At 57.2% G+C, this 22,081-nt stretch carries 17 protein-coding genes; 2 read left to right on the plus strand and 15 right to left on the minus strand.

Features of this window, described 5'->3' with window-relative positions; genetic code table 11:
* Positions 1-81: 81 nt before the first annotated feature.
* The 9 genes from carB to ribF form a co-directional block, all read right to left on the minus strand.
* Positions 82-3,306 (minus strand): carbamoyl-phosphate synthase large subunit, encoded by a 3,225-nt coding sequence (carB, locus tag DDA898_RS18370; protein ID WP_038911994.1) that lies wholly within the window; start codon positions 3,304-3,306, stop codon positions 82-84.
* 92 nt (positions 3,307-3,398) lie between these two features.
* The gene (gene carA / locus DDA898_RS18375; RefSeq protein ID WP_013319521.1) at positions 3,399-4,544 is read right to left on the minus strand and encodes a glutamine-hydrolyzing carbamoyl-phosphate synthase small subunit; all 1,146 of its coding nucleotides are present in this window, start codon (positions 4,542-4,544) and stop codon (positions 3,399-3,401) included.
* A 453-nt stretch (positions 4,545-4,997) separates the two neighbouring features.
* Positions 4,998-5,819, minus strand: a complete 822-nt coding sequence (gene dapB, locus DDA898_RS18380) for a 4-hydroxy-tetrahydrodipicolinate reductase (RefSeq protein ID WP_013319522.1) — start codon at positions 5,817-5,819, stop codon at positions 4,998-5,000.
* A 240-nt stretch (positions 5,820-6,059) separates the two neighbouring features.
* Complete coding sequence (rihC, locus tag DDA898_RS18385; RefSeq protein WP_038912650.1) at positions 6,060-6,977, minus strand: ribonucleoside hydrolase RihC; 918 nt, start codon at positions 6,975-6,977, stop codon at positions 6,060-6,062.
* Positions 6,978-7,049: 72 nt separating this feature from the next.
* Positions 7,050-8,000, minus strand: coding sequence for a 4-hydroxy-3-methylbut-2-enyl diphosphate reductase (gene ispH / locus DDA898_RS18390; protein WP_013319524.1), 951 nt, complete (start codon positions 7,998-8,000; stop codon positions 7,050-7,052).
* Entirely contained in the window at positions 7,981-8,454 is a 474-nt protein-coding gene (gene fkpB, locus DDA898_RS18395; protein WP_013319525.1) for an FKBP-type peptidyl-prolyl cis-trans isomerase, read from the minus strand. Before fkpB ends, ispH begins: the two co-directional genes overlap by 20 nt.
* A 3-nt stretch (positions 8,455-8,457) precedes the next feature.
* Entirely contained in the window at positions 8,458-8,964 is a 507-nt protein-coding gene (gene lspA / locus DDA898_RS18400; protein ID WP_013319526.1) for a signal peptidase II, read from the minus strand.
* The gene (ileS, locus tag DDA898_RS18405; protein WP_038911995.1) at positions 8,964-11,789 is read right to left on the minus strand and encodes an isoleucine--tRNA ligase; all 2,826 of its coding nucleotides are present in this window, start codon (positions 11,787-11,789) and stop codon (positions 8,964-8,966) included. The genes lspA and ileS overlap by 1 nt, the downstream gene beginning before the upstream one ends.
* Before the next feature lie 34 nt (positions 11,790-11,823).
* Positions 11,824-12,765, minus strand: coding sequence for a bifunctional riboflavin kinase/FAD synthetase (gene ribF / locus DDA898_RS18410; RefSeq protein ID WP_013319528.1), 942 nt, complete (start codon positions 12,763-12,765; stop codon positions 11,824-11,826).
* Positions 12,766-13,162: 397 nt separating this feature from the next.
* Between ribF and rpsT the strand changes: the two genes are divergently transcribed.
* Positions 13,163-13,426: a 30S ribosomal protein S20 gene (gene rpsT / locus DDA898_RS18415; protein ID WP_013319529.1), complete on the plus strand. Its 264-nt coding sequence runs from the start codon at positions 13,163-13,165 to the stop codon at positions 13,424-13,426.
* Between the two features lie 77 nt (positions 13,427-13,503).
* On the opposite strand, the gene nhaR is transcribed toward rpsT, so the two are convergent.
* The 4 genes from nhaR to dnaK form a co-directional block, all read right to left on the minus strand.
* Positions 13,504-14,394 carry a transcriptional activator NhaR gene (gene nhaR, locus DDA898_RS18420; protein ID WP_013319530.1) on the minus strand — a complete coding sequence of 297 codons (891 nt, stop codon included), beginning with the start codon at positions 14,392-14,394 and terminating at the stop codon, positions 13,504-13,506.
* 31 nt (positions 14,395-14,425) lie between these two features.
* The gene (gene nhaA, locus DDA898_RS18425; protein WP_038911996.1) at positions 14,426-15,601 is read right to left on the minus strand and encodes a Na+/H+ antiporter NhaA; all 1,176 of its coding nucleotides are present in this window, start codon (positions 15,599-15,601) and stop codon (positions 14,426-14,428) included.
* Between the two features lie 227 nt (positions 15,602-15,828).
* Positions 15,829-16,962, minus strand: coding sequence for a molecular chaperone DnaJ (dnaJ, locus tag DDA898_RS18430; RefSeq protein WP_022634930.1), 1,134 nt, complete (start codon positions 16,960-16,962; stop codon positions 15,829-15,831).
* Between the two features lie 110 nt (positions 16,963-17,072).
* Complete coding sequence (dnaK, locus tag DDA898_RS18435) at positions 17,073-18,983, minus strand: molecular chaperone DnaK (protein ID WP_013319533.1); 1,911 nt, start codon at positions 18,981-18,983, stop codon at positions 17,073-17,075.
* A 385-nt stretch (positions 18,984-19,368) separates the two neighbouring features.
* Between dnaK and satP the strand changes: the two genes are divergently transcribed.
* Positions 19,369-19,941: an acetate uptake transporter gene (gene satP / locus DDA898_RS18440; protein WP_013319535.1), complete on the plus strand. Its 573-nt coding sequence runs from the start codon at positions 19,369-19,371 to the stop codon at positions 19,939-19,941.
* Between the two features lie 94 nt (positions 19,942-20,035).
* Here the strand turns inward: satP and DDA898_RS18445 are convergent, their stop codons facing one another.
* Positions 20,036-21,355 (minus strand): MFS transporter, encoded by a 1,320-nt coding sequence (locus tag DDA898_RS18445; RefSeq protein ID WP_038911997.1) that lies wholly within the window; start codon positions 21,353-21,355, stop codon positions 20,036-20,038.
* 129 nt (positions 21,356-21,484) lie between these two features.
* Positions 21,485-22,072: a molybdopterin adenylyltransferase gene (mog, locus tag DDA898_RS18450; protein WP_038902122.1), complete on the minus strand. Its 588-nt coding sequence runs from the start codon at positions 22,070-22,072 to the stop codon at positions 21,485-21,487.
* Positions 22,073-22,081 lie beyond the last annotated feature (9 nt).

Genomic DNA, 22,081 nt, shown 5'->3' on the forward strand with positions numbered 1-22,081 from the left:
CGAAAAAAAAACCGGCCAGATAACTGACCGGTTTTGCCTCTCGCTGAACCGTGCCGGAACCGGCACGGTTTTTTTTACCCATTACCCCTGAATACGGGCATGCATTTCCTGAACGGAAACCACCTGCTCGGTCGGGTCGGCATTCAACGACATGGCAGTGGCGAAACCGCCGTTCATGGTGGTGTCGTAATGCACCTTATATTGCAGCGCGCTGCGGCGAATCAGTTTGGAATCTTCGATCGCCTGACGACCTGCCGTGGTGTTGACGATATAGGTGTATTCGCCATTCTTGATGCGATCCTGAATGTGCGGACGGCCTTCATGCACCTTGTTCACCAGACGGGGATTGATACCGGCTTCGCCCAGTACCACGGCGGTGCCGTGGGTCGCGTCCAGTTCAAAACCGTGCTTGAGCAGTTTAGCCGCCAGATCCACCACCCGCGCCTTGTCGCCTTCACGCACCGACAGCAGCGCGCGGCCGGTTTTCTTCATCGGCGAGTTGCTGCCCAGCATCGCTTTGGCAAAAGCCTCCGCGAAGGTACGGCCCACGCCCATCACCTCGCCGGTGGAGCGCATTTCCGGCCCGAGGATCGGGTCCACGCCCGGGAACTTGTTGAACGGCAGCACCACTTCCTTGACGGAGTAGTACGGCGGGATCACTTCTTTGGTGACGCCCTGCTGAGCCAGCGTCTGCCCAACCATAACGCGAGCCGCAACTTTCGCCAGCGGCACGCCGGTCGCCTTGGAGACAAACGGCACGGTACGGGCGGCGCGCGGGTTAACCTCAATCAGGTACACTTCGTTGTTCTTCACCGCGAACTGCACGTTCATCAGGCCGCGCACGGAAAGTTCGAACGCCAGTTTTTCCACCTGACGGCGCATCACGTCCTGAATGTCTTTGCTCAGGGTGTAGGCCGGCAGTGAACAGGCGGAGTCGCCGGAGTGCACGCCGGCCTGCTCGATATGCTCCATGATGCCGCCAATCAGTACGCGCTCGCCGTCGCAGATGGCGTCCACGTCCACTTCCACCGCGTCGTCCAGGAAGCGGTCCAGCAGCACCGGCGCATCGTTGGAAACGCTGACCGCGGTCTGGAAGTAACGGCGCAGATCCACTTCGTCGTAAACGATTTCCATCGCCCGACCGCCCAGCACATAAGACGGACGTACCACCAGCGGATAGCCGATGCCGACCGCTTTTTCCACCGCCTGATCGATGGTGCTGACGGTGGCGTTAGCCGGCTGCTTCAGGCCAAGACGGTTCACCGCCTGCTGGAAGCGCTCGCGGTCTTCCGCGCGGTCGATGGCGTCCGGACTGGTGCCGATCACCGGCACGCCGGCGGCTTCAAGCTGACGCGCCAGTTTCAGCGGAGTCTGGCCGCCGTACTGCACGATCACGCCTTTCGGCTGCTCGATACGCACGATCTCCAGCACGTCTTCCAGCGTGACCGGCTCGAAGTACAGGCGATCGGAGGTGTCGTAATCGGTGGATACGGTTTCCGGGTTACAGTTAACCATGATGGTTTCATAGCCGTCTTCACGCAGCGCCAGCGCCGCGTGCACGCAGCAATAGTCGAATTCGATGCCCTGACCGATACGGTTCGGACCGCCGCCCAGCACCATGATCTTGTCGCGATCCTGATTCGGGTTGGCTTCGCACTCCTCGTCATAGGTGGAGTACATGTAGGCGGTGTCGGTAGCGAATTCGGCGGCGCAGGTGTCCACGCGCTTGTAGACCGGGTGCAGGTCGTATTTGTAACGCAGCTTGCGGATTTCACCTTCAGACACGCCGGCCAGCTTCGCCAGGCGGGCGTCGGCAAAGCCTTTGCGTTTCAGCAGACGCAGGAATTCCTTCGTCAGGCCGTTGGCGCCCTGCTCGGCCACCTGCTCTTCCAGACGCACCAGTTCTTCGATTTGCACCAGGAACCAGCGGTCGATATTGGTCAGGTTGAACACGCCGTCAATCGACATCCCGGCGCGGAACGCATCCGCCAGATACCAGATACGGTCGCCGCCGGCGTCTTTCAGCTCGCGGCGGATTTTGGTCAGCGCTTCCGGGTCGTCCAGATCGACTTTCGGATCGAAGCCGGTGGCGCCGACTTCCAGACCGCGCAGCGCTTTCTGCAGCGACTCCTGCTGGGTGCGGCCAATCGCCATCACTTCGCCGACCGACTTCATCTGCGTGGTCAGGCGATCGTTGGCGCCGGCGAATTTTTCGAAGTTGAAGCGCGGGATCTTGGTGACCACGTAGTCGATGGACGGCTCGAACGACGCCGGGGTACGGCCGCCGGTGATGTCGTTCATCAGCTCATCCAGCGTATAACCGACCGCCAGCTTGGCGGCGATCTTGGCGATCGGGAAGCCGGTGGCTTTGGAGGCCAACGCCGAAGAGCGGGACACGCGCGGGTTCATTTCGATGACGATCAGACGGCCGGTTTTCGGATTGACCGCGAACTGCACGTTGGAGCCGCCGGTTTCCACCCCGATTTCACGCAGTACCGCCATCGAGGCGTTACGCATGATCTGGTATTCCTTGTCGGTCAGGGTTTGCGCCGGCGCGACGGTGATGGAGTCGCCGGTGTGGATCCCCATGGCGTCGAGGTTTTCGATCGAGCAGACGATGATGCAGTTGTCGTTTTTATCCCGCACCACTTCCATTTCATACTCTTTCCAGCCGATCAGCGATTCGTCGATCAGCAGTTCCTTGGTCGGCGACAGATCCAGACCGCGGGTACAAATCTCTTCGAACTCTTCACGATTGTAAGCGATGCCGCCGCCGGTGCCGCCCATGGTGAAGGACGGACGGATAATGCAGGGATAGCCCACGTCCGCCGCCACCGCCAGCGCTTCGTCCATGTTATGCGCGATGCCGGAGCGAGCGGTTTCCAGGCCGATTTTCTTCATCGCGATATCGAAACGGCGACGATCTTCCGCTTTATCGATGGCATCGGCGGTCGCGCCGATCATGGTCACGCCGAATTCTTCCAGCACGCCCTGACGCTCCAGCTCCAGCGCGCAGTTCAGCGCCGTCTGGCCGCCCATGGTCGGCAGCACCGCGTCCGGGCGCTCTTTTTCGATGATTTTGCGCACCACTTCCCAGTGGATCGGTTCTATATAGGTGGCGTCGGCCATCTCCGGGTCGGTCATGATGGTGGCCGGGTTGGAGTTCACCAGAATCACGCGGTAGCCTTCTTCACGCAGCGCTTTACACGCCTGGGCGCCGGAGTAGTCAAACTCGCACGCCTGACCGATCACGATCGGGCCGGCACCGAGAATCAGGATACTTTTTATGTCTGTACGTTTTGGCATTTTTCGCTCCTGCGAACCCGTTTACTCACCGCCGCGCCGGCGCTTCCGCCATATTCTTTCTCTCTATCGCAGCGTGACTAAACGGATTCTGATTATTTGGTGTTACGGTAAGACTCAATCAGCTCGATGAAGTGATCGAACAGCGGCGCGGCATCATGCGGGCCGGGGCTGGCTTCCGGGTGACCCTGGAAACTGAACGCCGCTTTATCGGTGCGGTGAATGCCCTGCAGCGAACCGTCGAACAGCGACTTATGCGTCGTGCGCAGCGTGGCGGGCAGAGACGTCTCGTCTACCGCAAACCCGTGGTTTTGCGCGGTGATCATCACCCGGTTGCCGTCCAGATCTTTGACCGGATGGTTACCGCCGTGGTGGCCGAATTTCATCTTGACGGTTTTCGCGCCGCTGGCCAGCGCCAGCAACTGGTGGCCCAGACAGATGCCGAACACCGGAATCTCGGTTTCCAGGAAGGTTTTGATCGCGCTGATGGCGTAATCGCACGGCTCCGGATCGCCAGGGCCGTTGGACAGGAAAATGCCGTCCGGGTTGAGCTTCAGCACTTCTTCCGCCGGGGTTTGCGCCGGCACTACCGTCAGGCGGCAGCCGCGATCCACCAGCATGCGCAGGATATTGCGCTTCACGCCGTAATCGTACGCCACCACGTGGTACGGCAGTTCACTCTCTTCTTTCGCTGCCGGCAGCTCGCCTTCCAGCGTCCAACTGCCCTGCAACCAGCTATAGCTGGAGTGGGTGGTGACTTCTTTCGCCAGATCCATGCCTTTCAGGCCGGGGAACGCCTTGGCTTTTTCCAACGCCAGTGCCGCATCCGGCGCATCGCCCGCGATGATGCAGCCGTTCTGCGCGCCTTTTTCACGCAGCAGTCGCGTCAGTTTGCGGGTGTCGATGTCCGCAATCGCCACAATGTTGTTGCGCTTGAGGTAATCAGACAGGCTTTCTTCGCTGCGGTAGTTGCTGGCAATCAGGGGTAAATCGCGGATGACCAGGCCCTGAGCATGAACGGCGGGGGATTCTTCATCGGCTTTATTGGCGCCGACATTACCGATATGGGGATAAGTAAGAGTGACAATCTGGCGGGAATAGGAAGGATCAGTGAGGATTTCTTGATAACCGGTCATTGACGTATTGAAAACCACTTCCCCCACTGCCGTTCCCTCTGCCCCAATGGCCCGACCGTGGAATTGGGTTCCGTCTTCCAGAACCAATAGCGCTGACTTAATCAAAACACCCTCCAAGGAATAAAAAATCATGTTATTTGCATATTAATTCAGATTTGACGTACTAAATCAATGCAAAAACCACCTGTAAGGCAAATTTTCGGCAAATTGCGCGCATTTTAATGATGCCCCTGACTGTTGTCTAGCCAAACCGGATTTTTTTTCACTATTTTATGGCTTAAGAAGGTAATGCGCGGTTATACCCGTAAAAACACACATCAACTCTCGAAAGTAAACGGTTGCCAGCGTCAATGATTGATAGAATGATTAAAATCACGCCAAAATCGCTAAACCGAATCGTAAATGGCTGACACACAGATGAGAAAAAGACAGATAACACCAATAAAAATATGCTTTGATAAAAATAAGACACGAAACCAGTATTTTTACACAAAAATAATGGCGCTAATTTTAGCGCCATTAAAATCAATTAATTAGAAACAGAAAAATATTTTCCTGTTATATGTCATCAAGCCCCAGCACATCTCTCATATCAAAAAGACCATGATTACGAGAGCTTACCCACAATGCGGACCTGACCGCGCCATTTGCAAACGTCATGCGGCTGGAAGCCTTGTGCGTTATCTCGATACGTTCACCGACATCTGCAAACATGGCAGTATGTTCACCCACGATATCGCCGGCACGAATAGTGGCAAAACCGATGCTTTTCGGCTCCCGTTCGCCGGTATAGCCTTCACGTGCATAAACCGCACATTGCTTCAGATCGCGGCCCAGCGCTCCGGCGATCGCTTCCCCCATCGCCAGCGCGGTGCCTGACGGCGCATCCACTTTGTGGCGGTGGTGCGCTTCAATGATTTCAATATCCGTGTAATCGCCCATCACTTTGGCCGCTTTTTCCAGCAGCTTGAGCAGCACGTTAACCCCGACGCTAAAGTTGGCGGCAAAGACAATCCCAATGTCGGCGGCAGCCTGCTGGATCGCGGCTTTGCCCTGCTCGTCAAAACCGGTGGTGCCTATCACCATCCCTTTACCGTGCTTACGGCAAAAAGCCAGGTGGCTCAGCGTACCTTCCGGACGGGTGAAATCGATAAATACATCGAAATCGTCAACGACCGCCTCAAGGCTGCTTTGTACGGTGATATCCGTTTTACCTGCGCCGGCCAATTCTCCCGCATCGCTGCCAAGCAGGGACGAGTCTTCACGTTCCAGCGCAGCGCCCAGCGCTACGCCATCCATCTGCAACGCAGCCTGAATCAACTGCCGTCCCATGCGGCCACCCGCTCCCGCGATGGCGACGCGGATTTGTGCATCACGCATATTCATACTCTTTATCTGTTGATGAATGAGAAAACGTTATCAGGTTAACCAGCCCGGCCCAGGGCCGCCAGCCGAAAACGCCAATAATTAGAAATTTACGACAAAACAGCAGGGATATCAGTAAAAGCTATTTATTAGCCAGAGCCTCACGGCCGCCGCGATTATCCGCCGCCTGACGATTAAGCCGTACCCACCCGTATTCATGTCACTGGCGCAGCCCCGGCAGCGATGACGCACGGCTCAAGGCGCCAGCGCCAACACCTGCGCCACCCAGGCGCGGAAACCAGCCACATCCAGCGCTAACGCCACCTGCGCGTTGGCCGGGCGGCTCAGATGGTGTTGAAGATCCACCACCGTGGTGCCCGCGGTATACTCGCCGCGGGTTTCCACCGCCACAAAGCAGTGCTGCAGGGTAAACAACGCCGGTTGCACCAGATAAGCAATAGCGCATAGATCATGCATACGCAAACCGGTCGCCATGCTGCCGCTGCGGTAGTGACTGAACAACGCATGAAGCATGGCACCGGTCCGGTTAAGCCCCGGCAACGCTTCCAGATAATCCGGCGCCAGCACCGCATTGTTGGTAACGTCCAGACCACACATCACGATGTCGATTCCGCTGTCGAACACTCGTGCCGCCGCTTCCGGATCAATCGCGATATTGAATTCCGCATTCGGCGTAAAGTTGCCGCGCCCTGACGAACCGCCCATCATTACCAGACGTTTAATACTGCTTTTACACTGCGGGTATTGGGTCAGCAGCAATGCGATATTGGTGAGCGGCCCGATGGTGACCAGCGTCACCGGCTCGGGGCTGCTGCTCAGGCATTGATACATCGCCTGCACCGCGGGCTTTTCCAGCGCTACCCGGTCATGCGCCACAAAGTCATACCCCGCCATCCCGGACTCACCGTGGACGTAAGCCGCGTCACGCAACGCGCGCGCCAGCGGCGTCGCCGCCCCTTGTGCAACCGGCACCGTCGAGCCCCAAAAATGCAGCAGTTGCAGCGCGTTGCGGGTGGTTTTTTCCACATCCACGTTTCCCGCTACCGTGGTGATGAGCTTCAGCTCCAGTTCAGGAGCAAATAAGGCGGCGGCGATAGCAACGGCATCGTCAATACCCGGGTCGGTATCCAGAATAATCGGGATTCGCTTCATGATCTTTCTCCCAAAAAAATGCCAGGCGATTTTCATCGTCTGGCATCTTCTCATAATGACAAGGCGAACGTGTTATTCCACTTCACGAACGTCCATACGCAGTTCCTTCGGCACTTCAAACACGATGTTCTCTTCGCGCCCCTGCATCTCCATCGCGATCTGTCCGCCCATGCTCTGCAGGCGTTTGATCACCTGCTGAACCAGCACGTCCGGCGCGGAAGCTCCAGCCGTTACCCCGACACAGGCGACACTCTTCAGCCACCCTTCCTGAATATCATCAGCGGAATCAATCAGGTAAGACGGTTTACCGACGCGCTGAGCCAGCTCTGCCAGGCGATTGGAATTGGACGAGTTTTTCGAGCCGACCACCAGCACCACGCTGGCTTCGGCCGCCAGATTACGCACCGCTTCCTGACGGTTGGTGGTCGCGTAGCAAATATCGTCTTTGCGCGGCCCGACAATCTGCGGGAAACGCGCCCGCAGCGCATCGATCACCGCCGACGTATCGTCCACCGACAACGTGGTCTGGGTCATGAAACAGAGGTTGGATTCGTCTTTCACCTGCAGCGCCCAGACGTCCTCGGGACCTTCCACCAGATACATACCGCCGTTCGGGTTGTTGTACTGGCCCATGGTGCCTTCCACTTCAGGATGCCCGGCATGGCCGATCAGGATCGCCTCCGTTCCCTTACGGCTGGCGCGCGCCACTTCCATATGCACTTTGGTCACCAGCGGGCAGGTGGCATCGAAGACGGTCAGTTCCCGGCTTTTGGCTTCCGCCCGCACCGCCTGCGAGACGCCGTGAGCGGAAAAAATCAGAATGGCGCCATCCGGTACATCTTCGATTTGCTCGATGAAGATAGCGCCGCGCTCGCGCAACCCTTCCACCACATAGCGGTTATGTACCACTTCATGACGGACGTAAATCGGCGCGCCGTAGACTTCCAGCGCCCGCTCGACAATGCTGATGGCGCGGTCGACGCCAGCGCAAAATCCACGCGGATTAGCCAGCAGGATTTTCATGCGTTGCCTCCGCTGAAGGGGGATGAATCTCCAGTACTTCCACGTCAAAGGTGATGGTGTGCCCGGCCAGCGGATGGTTGAAATCCACCGTAACCGACTCTTCCGCCACCTCGCGAATGATGCCCGGCATATCGTTACCGGCCATGCCGCTGAACAGCATGATGGTGCCCACGTCGGGCACCCCGGTCTGCGCAAAGTCGCGGCGCAGGAAGAACTGGATCAAGTCCGGATTCGAGGGACCGAACGTAGACTCCGGCGGCAGACTGAACTGGCGCCTGTCGCCAACCCGCAGGTCCAGCAACTGAGCCTCCAGCGCCGCCGACAGGCTGCCGTCGCCCAACCGGAACATCGCCGGCTTACCGCTTTCGCGCGTCGATTCCGCCACGGAACCGTCTTCCAGCATCAGCGCAAAATGCACCAGCACTTCACAACCGTTTGTCACCCATTCCGTCATGCGTTATTTACCTTCCGCCTGCTTTTTTTGCGGAGAAGCCAGAAACCCCTCCAGCACAATCAGCAGTGCGCCGACCACAATCGCGCTATCCGCCAGATTAAACGTCGGGTAATGCCAGTTGCCGACATAAAAATCCAGAAAATCGATCACATAACCATGCACCAGTCGATCGGCCAGATTGCCGATCGCGCCGCCGATAATCAGCGAATACGCAATATTATTCAGCTTCTGGCTGGCGCTGGAGCGATGCATCATCGCCAGCAGCGCCACAATAATCACCAACGCGATTACGGCAAACAGCCAGCGCTGCCAGCCGCCTTTGTCCGCCAGGAAGCTGAACGCCGCGCCATAGTTATGAGCGTAGGTAAAATTGAAGAATGGCACCAGCGGTACCGATTCGCCCAGCTGAAAGTGGGTCATCACCCACTGTTTGCTGCCCAAATCGACCACCAGTACCAGTGCAGCCAGCCACAGCCAGCGCAGACCCGTTGCTCCAGTAGATTTACTCATCAGACAAATTTACGCTCTTCGCCATTGCCGCCAACATTGGTCGCACAGCGACCACACACATCCGGATGCGCGGCATCGCTGCCGATATCCGTTTCATAGTGCCAACAACGCGGGCATTTCTCCCCGTCGGCCTTACTAAGGACAACTTTCAGACCCGGTAATTCACTCTGCTGGGCATCCGCCGGCGCATTTTCGTCATGTTCCAGACGCGCCCTGGAGGTTAACAAGGCAAAGTGCAGTTCGCCCTGCAGGCTGCTGAGCTTCGCAAACAGCGTGTCGTCGGCATACAACGTTACCGCCGCTTCCAGAGAACCACCGATGCGCTTGTCGTTACGCGCCTGTTCGATCACTTTGTTCACTTCACCGCGTACATTCAGCATGTCGGTCCAGAAAGCATCGTTCATCGGCTCGCTGTCCGCCAGTCCGAACAAACCGTCATACCACTCTTCGGTGAAGACATACTGCGCGCGCTCACCCGGCAGGTAGGCCCAGATCTCATCCGCGGTAAAGGAGAGAATCGGCGCCATCCAGCGCACCAGCGCTTCGGCGATATGGAACAGCGCGGTCTGGCAGCTGCGACGCGCCACGCTATCGTGTTTCGCGGTGTACTGACGGTCCTTGATGATATCCAGATAGAACGACCCCATCTCGATGGAGCAGAACTGCATCAAACGCTGGACCACACGGTGGAAATCGTAGCTCTCGTAAGCCTCGACGATCTCGTCCTGCGCGGCTTTAGCGCAGCCCACCGCCCAGCGATCCAGCACCACCATATCTTCCGGTTTCACGCTGTGCTGCGCCGGGTCGAAACCGTTCAGGTTGGCCAGCAGGAAACGCGCGGTGTTGCGGATACGGCGATAGGCATCGGCGGAACGCTTGAGGATCTCGTCGGACACCGCGATCTCGCCGGAGTAGTCGGTAGAACCGATCCACAGGCGCAGAATATCCGCGCCCAGTTTATCCATCACGTCCTGCGGGCTGACGGTGTTGCCGATGGATTTCGACATCTTGCGGCCCTGGCCGTCCACGGTGAAGCCGTGGGTCAGTACCTGACGGTACGGCGCCTTGCCTTTGATGGCGGTAGAAATCATCAGCGAAGACATGAACCAGCCGCGATGCTGGTCGGAACCTTCCAGATACATGTCCGCCGCGTGACCGCTGAATTCCGGACGCACATCCACCACTGATGCGTGGGTTGATCCGGAATCGAACCACACATCCAGCGTATCCGGCACTTTTTCGTACTCGGCGGCGTCCGCACCCAGCAGGTCAGCCGGGTTCAAATCCCACCATGCCTGAATACCGTCCTGTTCGACGCGCTTAGCCACCGCTTCGATCAGTTCGGTGGTACGCGGGTGCAACGCCTGCGTCTCTTTGTGCACGAACAACGACATCGGCACGCCCCAGGTACGCTGACGGGAAATGCACCAGTCAGGACGGTTCGCCACCATGGATTCGATACGCGCCTGACCCCAGTCCGGGATCCACTGCACGCCCTTGATTTCGGACAGCGACTGTTTACGCAGGCCGTTCTGGTCCATGCTCACGAACCACTGCGGCGTGGCGCGGAACAGGATCGGCGATTTATGACGCCAGCAGCACGGATAGCTGTGCTGCAATTTTTCATCATGCAGCAGCGCGCCGCGCTCACGCAGCAGCTCGACAATCTTGTCGTTGGCTTTGAACACGAACAGGCCATCCAGCCCCGGGAACGTGCCCGGCAGGAAACAACCGTTCGGTCCGACCGGGTTAGCGATTTCCAGTTGGTATTTCTGGCTGATGACATAGTCGTCAGGGCCGTGACCACCGGCGGTATGTACCGCACCGGTACCGGCGTCCAGCGTAACGTGATCGCCCAGAATGGCAGGCACGTCGAAATCCATGAACGGATGGCGGAAACGCAGCAGTTCCAGATCGCTGCCTTTGACGGTATGACCCAGACGGGTGCTGGCGTCGCTCCCGGCCACGCGTTTAGCGACCGCGTCGGCCAGCCCTTCGGCAACGATGATGGCTTTGCCGGCCACCTGAATCAGCGCATAGTCAAACTCGGCGTTCAGTGAGATGGCGCGGTTGGCCGGCAACGTCCAGGGGGTGGTGGTCCAGATGACCAGCGCGACATCGCCGTTTACCGCATCGGCGGCCAGGCCGAATTTCGCCAGCACCGCCGCGCGATCGACCGCGTTGAACGCCACATCAATCGCCGGAGAGGTTTTGTCGTAATACTCTACTTCCGCTTCCGCCAACGCGGAACCGCAGTCGGCGCACCAGTGCACCGGCTTGGCGCCCTTGTGCAGATGGCCATTTTCGATGATGCGGCCCAGTGCGCGAATAATGTTGGCTTCGGTTTTGAAATCCATCGTCAGGTAGGGGCGATCCCAATCGCCCAGCACGCCCAGACGGATGAAATCTTTTTTCTGTCCGGCAACCTGCTCGGCGGCATACTTGCGGCACTCTTCACGGAACTGCGCGGCGCTGACCTTCTCGCCCGGCTTGCCCACCAGTTGTTCTACTTTCAGTTCGATCGGCAGGCCGTGGCAGTCCCAACCCGGCACGTACGGCGAGTCATAACCAGACAGACCTTTGGACTTGATAATAATGTCTTTGAGAATCTTGTTAACCGAGTGACCAATGTGAATATTGCCGTTCGCATACGGCGGGCCATCGTGAAGGATAAAGGTTTTTTTACCCTTCTTGGCGCCACGAATAATCCCGTACAAATCCTGTTCATACCAACGTTTCAGCATGTCAGGTTCGCGCTTGGCCAAATCGCCACGCATCGGGAACCCTGTTTCCGGCAAATTCAGGGTAGTTTTATAGTCACTCATTCGCTTCTCGATTTCGTTTTCGGCTAGAGAAAAATTAAACCGGTGCCTTCAACCCGAAGAACTCACGGGCGGCCACCACATCGTTGGCGATTTGCTGCTTCAGCGCATCCAGCGAAGCAAACCGCTGCTCACTACGTAATTTTTTACACATCACCACATCTATATGTCGGCCATACAGATCCAGTGCCACATCCAGTAGATGCACTTCCAGTTGCTGGCGTTTGTCGCCGTTCACCGTCGGGCGGGTGCCGATATTGGCCACGCCGGGCAACGGCGCGTCGCCCAGCCCGTACACCTGAACCGCATACACGCCGCTGACAGGCGATACCTGGCGTTTGAGAGGCAGGTTGGCCGTTGGAAAACCGATAGTGCGCCCCAGCTCATTGCCGTGCACCACCCGACCAGAAATACTGAACGGATGCCCCAGCAGTTCCTCCGCCAGCGCCAGGTTGTCCTGCGCCAGCGCTTCACGCACGGCGGTGCTGCTCACCCGCTTGCCGCTGCTACAGAAGGTGGTGGTGCTGATCACCTCGAAATTCTGCTCGGCGCCGGCTTTCTGTAATAACAGGAAATCCCCCTCCCGGCCAGCCCCGAAGCGGAAGTCATCTCCCACGACCAGAAACTTCACCCCCAGTTTTTCCACCAGCAGACTGGAGATAAAGGTATTGGCATGGTTAGCGGCAAAGCCGGCGTCAAAGGTTACGCACAGCAGGTAATCCACGCCGGCCTGCGCCAGATATTTCACTTTGTCGCGCAGGCGGGTCAGTCGTGCCGGCGCTTTCTCCGGGGCAAACAGTTCCAGCGGCTGAGGTTCGAAAATCATCACCATCACCGGCAACCCGCGCGCCTGCCCTTCCTGCTTCAGGCGTTCGAGCAGTGCCTGATGTCCGCGGTGGACACCGTCAAAGTTACCAATAGTTAGCACACAGCCGTAATGGCAGGCCTGGAGATTGTGTATACCGCGAATTAGCTGCATAACTGGCTCAAAACAGTGGAAATCGGCGGATTATACCTTGTACAGCGAGCAAGGTTAACCCGCGATTCATGCCTTTTGTTGCCGGCTCGGCGGATTTCGGCGTCCCGCTCCGATGAGAATTTTTCATAATACCGGAAATCGGGCGCCTCGTCGGGCGCGCGGCTTTTAACCCGTAATCAAACGCTTGACGCGACAAAGGCGGCAAAGGGTGAATTTATGACGCGAAAGGCTGTATTCCCGACGCTTAAGCTGTTAAAATCCCGCGCCATCACAACGTAACAAGCGCTGGCGTACAAACGGCGCTTATTTGCACAAATCCATTGACAAAAGAAGGCTAAAAGGGCATATTCCTCGGCCTTTGAATTGTCCTCGATAGAATATATTTGGGAGTTGGACCTTGGCTAATATCAAATCAGCTAAGAAACGCGCCGTACAGTCTGAGAAGCGCCGCAAGCACAATGCAAGCCGTCGCTCCATGATGCGTACTTTCATCAAGAAAGTGTATGCGGCCATCGCCAGCGGCGATAAAGAATCTGCGCAGAAAGCATTTAATGACATGCAACCGATCGTGGATCGTCAGGCCAGCAAAGGTCTGATCCACAAAAACAAAGCTGCTCGTCATAAATCCAATCTGACTGCGCAGATCAACGCGATGCAATAATCACGTTTACGTGATTAATCGCTGAAGAAACCGGCTCAGGCCGGTTTTTTTGTGTCTGAAAAACGACGAAAATCGGTTCATTCTCGAAACAGCAAAGAGAAATCCTCGTTGCACACGCGCTGCACCGCCGGATGTTGGATCATCCGCTCTGCGAAGATGACGTAATATTCATCCTGAATGTTGTCGAGGCGGCCGAGTTCCATCATCTCGCCCTGCGCGGCCATCTCACGGGCATGCAGCGACGGCGCGACAAAAATCGCGTCATGGCCCATGCCGAAAGCGGTCATCAGCGCTGCGTCGTCAAACTCCCCCATGATCTCCACCGGCAGGCTCTGTTCGTTAAACCAGTTGAGCAATTTGCGGCCCAGCATGGTGCGACGAGCCGGGATCAACAGTTTTCGCTGCGACAAACAAGCGGGAAAAGGCAGGTTTGGCCCCGGCCGACGACAGTAAAAACTCACGCCGCACTCGCCGAGCTTACGGGAAAACAGCCCCGCCTGCTGGCCGGAGTCGACCGGACAATCCGACAGGATCATGTCCAGCTTATGCTGACTCAACTGCTCGATCAGCATCTCATGGGTAGACTCGAAACAGCGCAGGTGAATTGGCGTCTGTTCATTCACCACCGTTTCCAGCACCCGGCTCACCAGCCGTTTGGACAAGGCATCCGCAACGCCGACATCAAACAGCAGACTAGACTCCTTGCGATAATTGACGATATCCAGCATTTCCTGGCTCAGCGCAAACATCTTGTCCGCATAACGAAACACCAGTTGCCCCAGCTCGGTTGGCTCCAGGCCACGCCCTTTACGTTTGAACAACTTGCCCTGCAAACGTTCTTCCAGCGACTTGATCTGCCCGGTAATCGTCTGCGGCGTCAGGAACAACCGTTCGGCGGCGCCCGCCACCGAACCGGTCTTGCACACCTGCCAAAAATAATAGAGATGATTGAAGTTGATGTGCGACATGCCATCGTTCCCCTTGCTTCTCGTGCGCGCCTCAGCGTTGTGCGGCAGGCAATACCGAACGTAACGTCAGGTAGCCCAGCACCGCCGTCGTGAGCGACGTCAGCAAAATCGCCAGTTTGGCGTACAGGATGTCCTGCGCCGACACCTCGCCAAACGCCAGTAGCGTAATGAAGATAGACATGGTGAACCCGATGCCGCACAGCACCGACACCGCCATCACCTGACGGAAATCCACGCCGCTCGGCAATTTACCCAGCCCCAGTCGAATCACCAGCCAGCTAAACAGCGACACGCCAATCGGTTTACCCAGCAGTAATCCGCTGGCGATACCCAGCGTCAATGGCGACAGCAAATGCCCCACGGCGACGCCTTGCAACGAAATGCCGGCGTTGGCGAAGGCAAACAATGGGATCACCAGAAATGCGATCCAGCTTGCCAGGCCGTGTTCCAGCGCACTGGCGGGCGAAGGGTTACCTGCCGGAACACGCAGCGGAATAAAGAAACCGACGATCACCCCGGCCAGCGTGGCATGCACACCGGATTTCAAAATGCAGACCCATAACACTATCCCGACCAGTAGATAGGCAGAGGTTTTCATCACCTGCTGGTGATTCATGTACGCCAGCACAGCAATCGCCGCTAGTGCGCCCGACAGCGCCACCCAGTGCAATTGCTGAGTGTAGAACAGCGCGATAATTACGATCGCGCCCAGATCGTCAATGATCGCCAGCGCCAGCAGAAACACCTTCAGCCCTGCCGGCACTCGTTTGCCCAGCAGCACCAGAATGCCGACCGCAAAAGCGATATCCGTCGCGGTGGGGATCGCCCAGCCGGATCGGGTTTCCGCGTCAGCGGCGTTAAACAACAGGAAAAACAGCGCGGGAACCAGCATCCCGCCAAAGGCCGCCACCACCGGCAGTATCGCCTGTCGCCGGCTCGCCAACGCGCCGACCACCAGTTCGCGTTTGACTTCCAGACCGACCTGCAGGAAAAACAGCGCCATCAGGCCGTCATTGATCCACAACAGCAGCGGCTTGTTGATTTCCAGCGCGCCGATGCCCATCACCACCGGTATCTCCAGAAAGGACTGATACCACGGCAATGTGGCCGGAATGTTGGCGACCAGCAGCGCCAGCAAGGTCGCGGCAATTAAAATCATGCCGGCGGCGGCTTCCAGCCCGGTCAGATAGCGGAACAGCTTTATCACGTTTATTCTCCCTTGCAGCATCGGCCTTAAATATCGGCCTTAAACATCATCGGCGGGCATCACTGCCCAATAATGGATAGCAAGGTTAAGCCACACTACTCATCGTTAAAAGCAGTTTTAAACTGGATTAATACTCGAAAAAACCGAATCATCGAACGATAGCAACAAAAAAACCGGCCAGGATCAACCCGGCCGGTTTTTATCGTACGTCACTGCGGCACTCAGGATCAGCGCGTCAGGTCGTCAAAGAACTTCTTCACGCCGTCGAAGAAACTTTTGGAACGTGGGCTGTTGCTTTCGCCTGTCGGGCCACCGAAGCTTTCCTGCAGTTCCTGCAACAGCTGTTTTTGACGATCGCTCAGGTTGACCGGGGTTTCTACTACCACCCGGCACAGCAGGTCGCCCTGCATACCGCCGCGTACCGACTTCACGCCTTTGCCGCGCATGCGGAACAGCTTGCCGGTTTGCGTTTCCGCCGGCACTTTCAACATCACGCGGCCATCCAGCGTCGGCACTTCAATTTCACCGCCCAACGCCGCCATGGCGAAGTTGATCGGCACTTCACAGTAGAGGTTATTGTCTTCGCGCTGGAAGATCGGGTGCTCGCGTACCTGCACTTGTACGTACAGATCGCCAGCCGGGGCGCCAAATTCCCCTGCTTCCCCTTCACCCGCCAGGCGGATGCGATCGCCGGTGTCCACGCCGGCCGGGATCTTGACCGACAGCGTTTTGCTTTTCTCAACGCGCCCGTGACCATGACACTTCGTGCAAGGATCTTTGATGATCTTGCCGCGGCCATGACAGTGCGGACAGGTTTGCTGCACCGTGAAGAACCCCTGACGCATCTGCACCTGCCCGTTACCGTGACAGGTTGGACAGGTCACCGCGCTGCTGCCCGGTCTGGCGCCGCTGCCATGACAAACATCGCATTCCTGTAGTGTCGGGATACGGATCTCTTTGGTGACGCCGCGTACCGCTTCTTCCAGCGTCAGCTCCATGGTGTAGCGTAAATCAGAGCCGCGACTCGCACGCTGACGGCGACCGCCGCCAAAGATATCACCGAAAACGTCGCCGAAAATATCACCGAAATCAGCGCCGCCGAAACCACCTGCGCCACCGCCGCCCATACCGCCCTGCTCAAACGCGGCATGTCCATACTGATCGTAGGCAGCGCGTTTCTGAGCATCGGTCAAAATCTCATAGGCTTCTTTGACTTCCTTAAATTTGGCCTCGGCGTCTTTGTCGCCCGGATTGCGATCCGGGTGATATTTCATCGCCAGCCGTTTGTAAGCCTTTTTGATTTCACGCTCATCTGCGTCTTTCGCAACGCCCAGAATCTCGTAGTAGTCTTGCTTCGCCATTCTTTTTTTCCTGCCCTCAACATGCGTGCACGGGCGCAGAGTTTCCCCGACGCCCGTGCTGGTTGCCAGCAACAGTATGAGCTACCGCCACTGCGCCCGCTTAAGGGCGATTATTTCTTGTCTTTGACTTCTTCGAACTCGGCGTCAACGACATCATCATCCTGACGGGCTGCATTGTCGGCACCCGCAGCACCGGCCTGAGCCTGTTGCTGCTGAGCGGCTTCCAGCAGTTTGGTGGACGCTTCCGCCAGCTTCTGGATCTTCGCTTCGATGTCCGCCTTGTCTTCGCCTTTCAGCGCGGTTTCCAGCGCTTTCAGCGCCTCTTCGATAGCGGCCTTGTCGGCTGCGGCCAGTTTGTCGCCGGTTTCTTCCAGCTGTTTGCGGGTGCTGTGCAACAGGTGGTCGCCCTGGTTGCGCGCCTGCACCAGCTCTTCAAACTTGCGATCCGCTTCGGCGTTGGCTTCAGCGTCACGCACCATCTTCTGAATTTCGTCTTCGTTCAGGCCGGAAGACGCCTTGATGGTGATGTTCTGCTCGCGGCCGCTGTTCTTGTCTTTGGCGGAAACGTGCAGGATACCGTCGGCATCGATATCGAAGGTAACTTCGATCTGCGGCATACCGCGCGGCGCCGGCTGGATACCGTCCAGATTAAACTGACCCAGCGATTTGTTATCGTGAGCACGTTTACGCTCGCCCTGCAGCACGTGAATGGTCACCGCAGACTGGTTGTCTTCCGCCGTCGAGAACACCTGACTGTGTTTGGTCGGGATAGTGGTGTTCTTGGTAATCAGCGGAGTCATCACGCCGCCCATGGTTTCGATACCCAGAGACAGCGGCGTCACGTCCAGCAGCAGCACGTCTTTCACGTCGCCGGCCAACACACCACCCTGCACCGCGGCGCCGATCGCTACCGCTTCGTCCGGGTTCACGTCTTTACGCGGCTCTTTACCGAAGAAATCGGCAACTTTCTTCTGCACCAGCGGCATACGAGTCTGACCACCGACCAGAATCACATCCTGGATTTCGGAAACGGACAGGCCGGCATCCTGCAGCGCCACTTTCAGCGGCTCCAGAGAACGGGTCACCAGATCTTCCACCAGCGATTCCAGTTTGGCGCGGGTTACCTTGATGTTCAGGTGTTTCGGACCGGTGGCGTCCGCCGTGATGTACGGCAGGTTGACGTCGGTCTGCTGAGCGGAAGACAGTTCAATCTTCGCTTTTTCCGCCGCTTCTTTCAGACGCTGCATCGCCAGCGGGTCGTTACGCAGGTCAAAGCCCTGCTCTTTTTTGAATTCGTCAACCAGGTAGTTGATCATACGGCTATCGAAGTCTTCGCCGCCCAGGTGAGTATCACCGTTGGTCGCCAGTACTTCGAAGGTTTTCTCGCCGTCCACATCGTCGATTTCGATGATGGAGATATCGAACGTACCGCCGCCCAGGTCGTACACCGCGATAGTACGGTTACCGACGCCTTTGTCCAGGCCGTAGGCCAGCGCAGCCGCCGTCGGTTCGTTGATGATACGCTTCACTTCCAGACCGGCGATGCGGCCGGCGTCTTTGGTCGCCTGACGCTGGGCGTCGTTGAAGTAGGCCGGTACGGTGATGACCGCTTCGGTGATGGTTTCACCCAGATAATCTTCCGCCGTTTTCTTCATTTTTTTCAGGACTTCAGCGGAAATCTGCGGCGGAGCCAGTTTCTGGTCTTTCACTTCCACCCACGCGTCGCCGTTGTCGGCCGGGATGATTTTGTACGGCATGATGTTGGTATCACGCTGCACTTCTTCATCCTGAAAACGACGGCCAATCAGACGCTTGATGGCGAACAGCGTATTTTTCGGGTTAGTCACCGCCTGACGTTTAGCCGGTTGGCCAACCAGAGTTTCACCATCTTGGGTATAGGCAATAATGGAAGGCGTGGTGCGATCGCCTTCGCTGTTTTCCAGTACCTTAACCTGCGTACCGTCCATAATCGCTACACAAGAGTTGGTTGTACCCAAGTCGATACCAATAATCTTACCCATCTAAACATCTCCACTTAAAAGTCATATCCGGTGTGGTGGTTTAACCTACTATGCGGGCGAAATGTTGCTTTTCAACACCCCGAAATCGTCTTTAGTCTTTTCGGCCAAACCGCTTTGATGACTCTAAGATGGGGACGACAATTCCCGCATCAAGGGGCACTAACCAAAAAAACTGCATCTTCCCGGTTTTTGATCAAAGTATTCGCAAGCTATCTGGTTGTATCGCCCATTCCCGCCCGCTATGATGCCGCGCTCGCCGCAGAAAAGGGACTGACCCGGCCTGACAGCGGGTACCGGCGACGCTCCGTTGACTTCATAAGAACGCCTGCCGGGCGAACCTTCAGATACAACAACACATTGACCATTTTGTTATTGCAGAGGATGTATGCACGCGAAAACGTTGGCGAATCCAGGCCCACTGGGACTGATGGGCTTCGGGATGACCACCATTCTGTTAAACCTGCACAACGCAGGCTTTTTCCCACTGACTTCCATTATTCTGAGCATGGGGATCTTCTACGGCGGCATCGCCCAGATTCTGGCCGGTCTGCTGGAATATAAGAAAGGCAATACTTTTGGCGTGACCGCCTTTACGTCCTATGGCGCGTTCTGGCTGACTCTGGTCGCCATCATCATGCTGCCGAAAATGGGCCTGGCGGAAGCGGCCGATGCACAGTTCCTCGGCGTATTCCTGGCGCTGTGGGGCATCTTCACCCTGTTCATGTTCTTCGGCACGCTGGGCGCTAACCGCGCACTGCAGTTCGTGTTCGGTAGCCTGACCGTGCTGTTCGCCCTGCTGGCGATCGGCAACATCACCGGCAACCACGCGCTGCTGACCTTCGCCGGTTATGAAGGCATTATCTGCGGCGCCAGCGCGATCTATCTGGCGATGGCCGAAGTGCTCAACGAACAGTATGGCCGTACCGTACTGCCGATTGGCGCTCGCGGCGCGCACTAACGGAAAACCGTTTAGCGCGGCACCAACGCAAATCAACGTAAAAAGAGAGGCGCATCAGGCGCCTCTCTTTTTTTGTCCGGATATCCGAGATCGCCTACACCCCGGCCGGTGAACCGACCTGCTCCGCCTGCGCTTCCACTTCGCGGTGAGTATGGCTTTGCAAATAAATCCCCAGCACCAGCCCCAACGTGCACAACGCCAGCACGTAGAAGGCCGGCGCCAGCGGCGTCCACTTCATCATCAGGGTGACGAAAATCGGCGTCATGCCGCCAAAAATGGCGTATGCCACGTTGTACGAGAAAGAAATGCCGGAGAAACGCACCGCCGCCGGGAACGCCCGCACCATCACGTAGGGCACCGCGCCCACCACCCCGACGCTCAATCCCGCCAGCGCATAGCTGATAAACAGCAGGCTGTGACTCTGCGCAGCATGGGAGTAAAACAACCAACTGCAGGTCGCAAACAACAGGCTGCCGATGATGAAGGTACGGCCGACGCCAATCCGGTCCGCCGCCAGCCCGGCGACAATACAGCCGACCATCAACGCGACGGTAGCCAGACTGTTGGCCTGCAATGTCAACGCCGCCGGGATGCCATGCAATTTTTGCAGATACACCGGCGCCATCAGAATCACCACCACAATCCCGGCGGATAGCATCCAGGTCAGCAACATGCTGACCAGTATCGCTTTCTTATGACGCAATACGATGGTCTTCAGCGGCAGTTCTTCCGCCAGCGCCTTGTGCGCCTGCATCTCGCGGAAAATCGGCGTTTCCTGCAGCCAGCGCCGCAAATACAGCGCAATAAGCCCGAAGATACCGCCAATAAAGAACGGAATACGCCAGCCGCCGGCGACGATCTGCGCGGGCGGCAGCAAAGTATTGAGCAACGTGGCGATCATCGAACCGAACAAAATCCCCAGCGTCAGCCCGGCGGTCAGCGTGCCGCAGGCGATGCCGATGCGAGAGCGGGGAACGTGTTCCGCCACAAACACCCAGGCACCCGGCACTTCACCGCCAATCGCCGCGCCCTGCAGCACCCGCATCAACAGCAGCAGCAACGGGGCCGCAATACCGATAGAAGCATAAGTCGGCAGCATCCCCATGCCCAGCGTGGGCAACGCCATCAGCAGGATGCTCAAACTGAACATTTTTTTGCGACCGACCCGATCGCCAAAATGCGCCATCACGATGCCGCCCAACGGGCGCGCCAGATAGCCGGCGGCAAAGATACCAAAGGTTTGCACCTGCCGCAGCCACTCGGGAATATCCGACGGAAAAAACAGGTCGCCGATAACGGCGGCAAAGAAGACGAAGATAATGAAGTCGTAAAACTCCAGCGCGCCGCCCAACGCCGCCAATGAAAGGGTTTTATAATCGTGTCGATTCAATCGACGGTGTTGTTCGCCAGCCATAAATCACCGCACAATGCCAGTAAAATAAGAAAAATAATTTCAAATCGCTGTGTAAATGAAACCTTACTATAGCGGCAGTTTTTTGACACACCAGCATCGAGCAACAGTTATCAACAAAATGCGTTAACTTCAGCTTTTTATATCGCGTATCGCACTCTTGGGCCGAAAAGCTGCTACTACGTCCGGATTGGTTTCGATATAAGGTCCTTCCAGCAGTTGGATGCAGTAGGGAACACTGGCGAAAATCCCCGGCACCACGACCTGACCGGACGCATCTTTCAGTCCGGTCAGGGTCTCGCGGATAGATTTCGGCTGCCCCGGCAGGTTGAGGATCAGCGCCTGCTTACGAATCACGCCGACCTGGCGCGACAGAATGGCGGTAGGAACAAAACGCAGGCTGATTTGGCGCATCTGTTCGCCGAACCCCGGCATTTCCCGGTCGGCTACCGCCAGCGTGGCGTCCGGCGTCACATCCCGTCGCGCCGGGCCGGTGCCGCCGGTAGTCAGCACCAGGTGGCAGCCGCATTCATCCACCAGTTCACACAGCGTCTGCTCAATCAACGGCTGCTCATCCGGCACCAGACGGGTTTGCACATCGAAAGGTGTGGTCAGTGCTTCCGCCAGCCATGTTTGCAGAGCCGGAATGCCTTCATCCTGATAGACACCGCTGGATGCACGATCAGAAATGGATACCAAACCAACACATAGACTGTTCATAAGCACCTC

Origin of the sequence: Dickeya dadantii NCPPB 898, from assembly GCF_000406145.1 — a bacterium.
GTDB classification, from domain to species: domain Bacteria; phylum Pseudomonadota; class Gammaproteobacteria; order Enterobacterales; family Enterobacteriaceae; genus Dickeya; species Dickeya dadantii.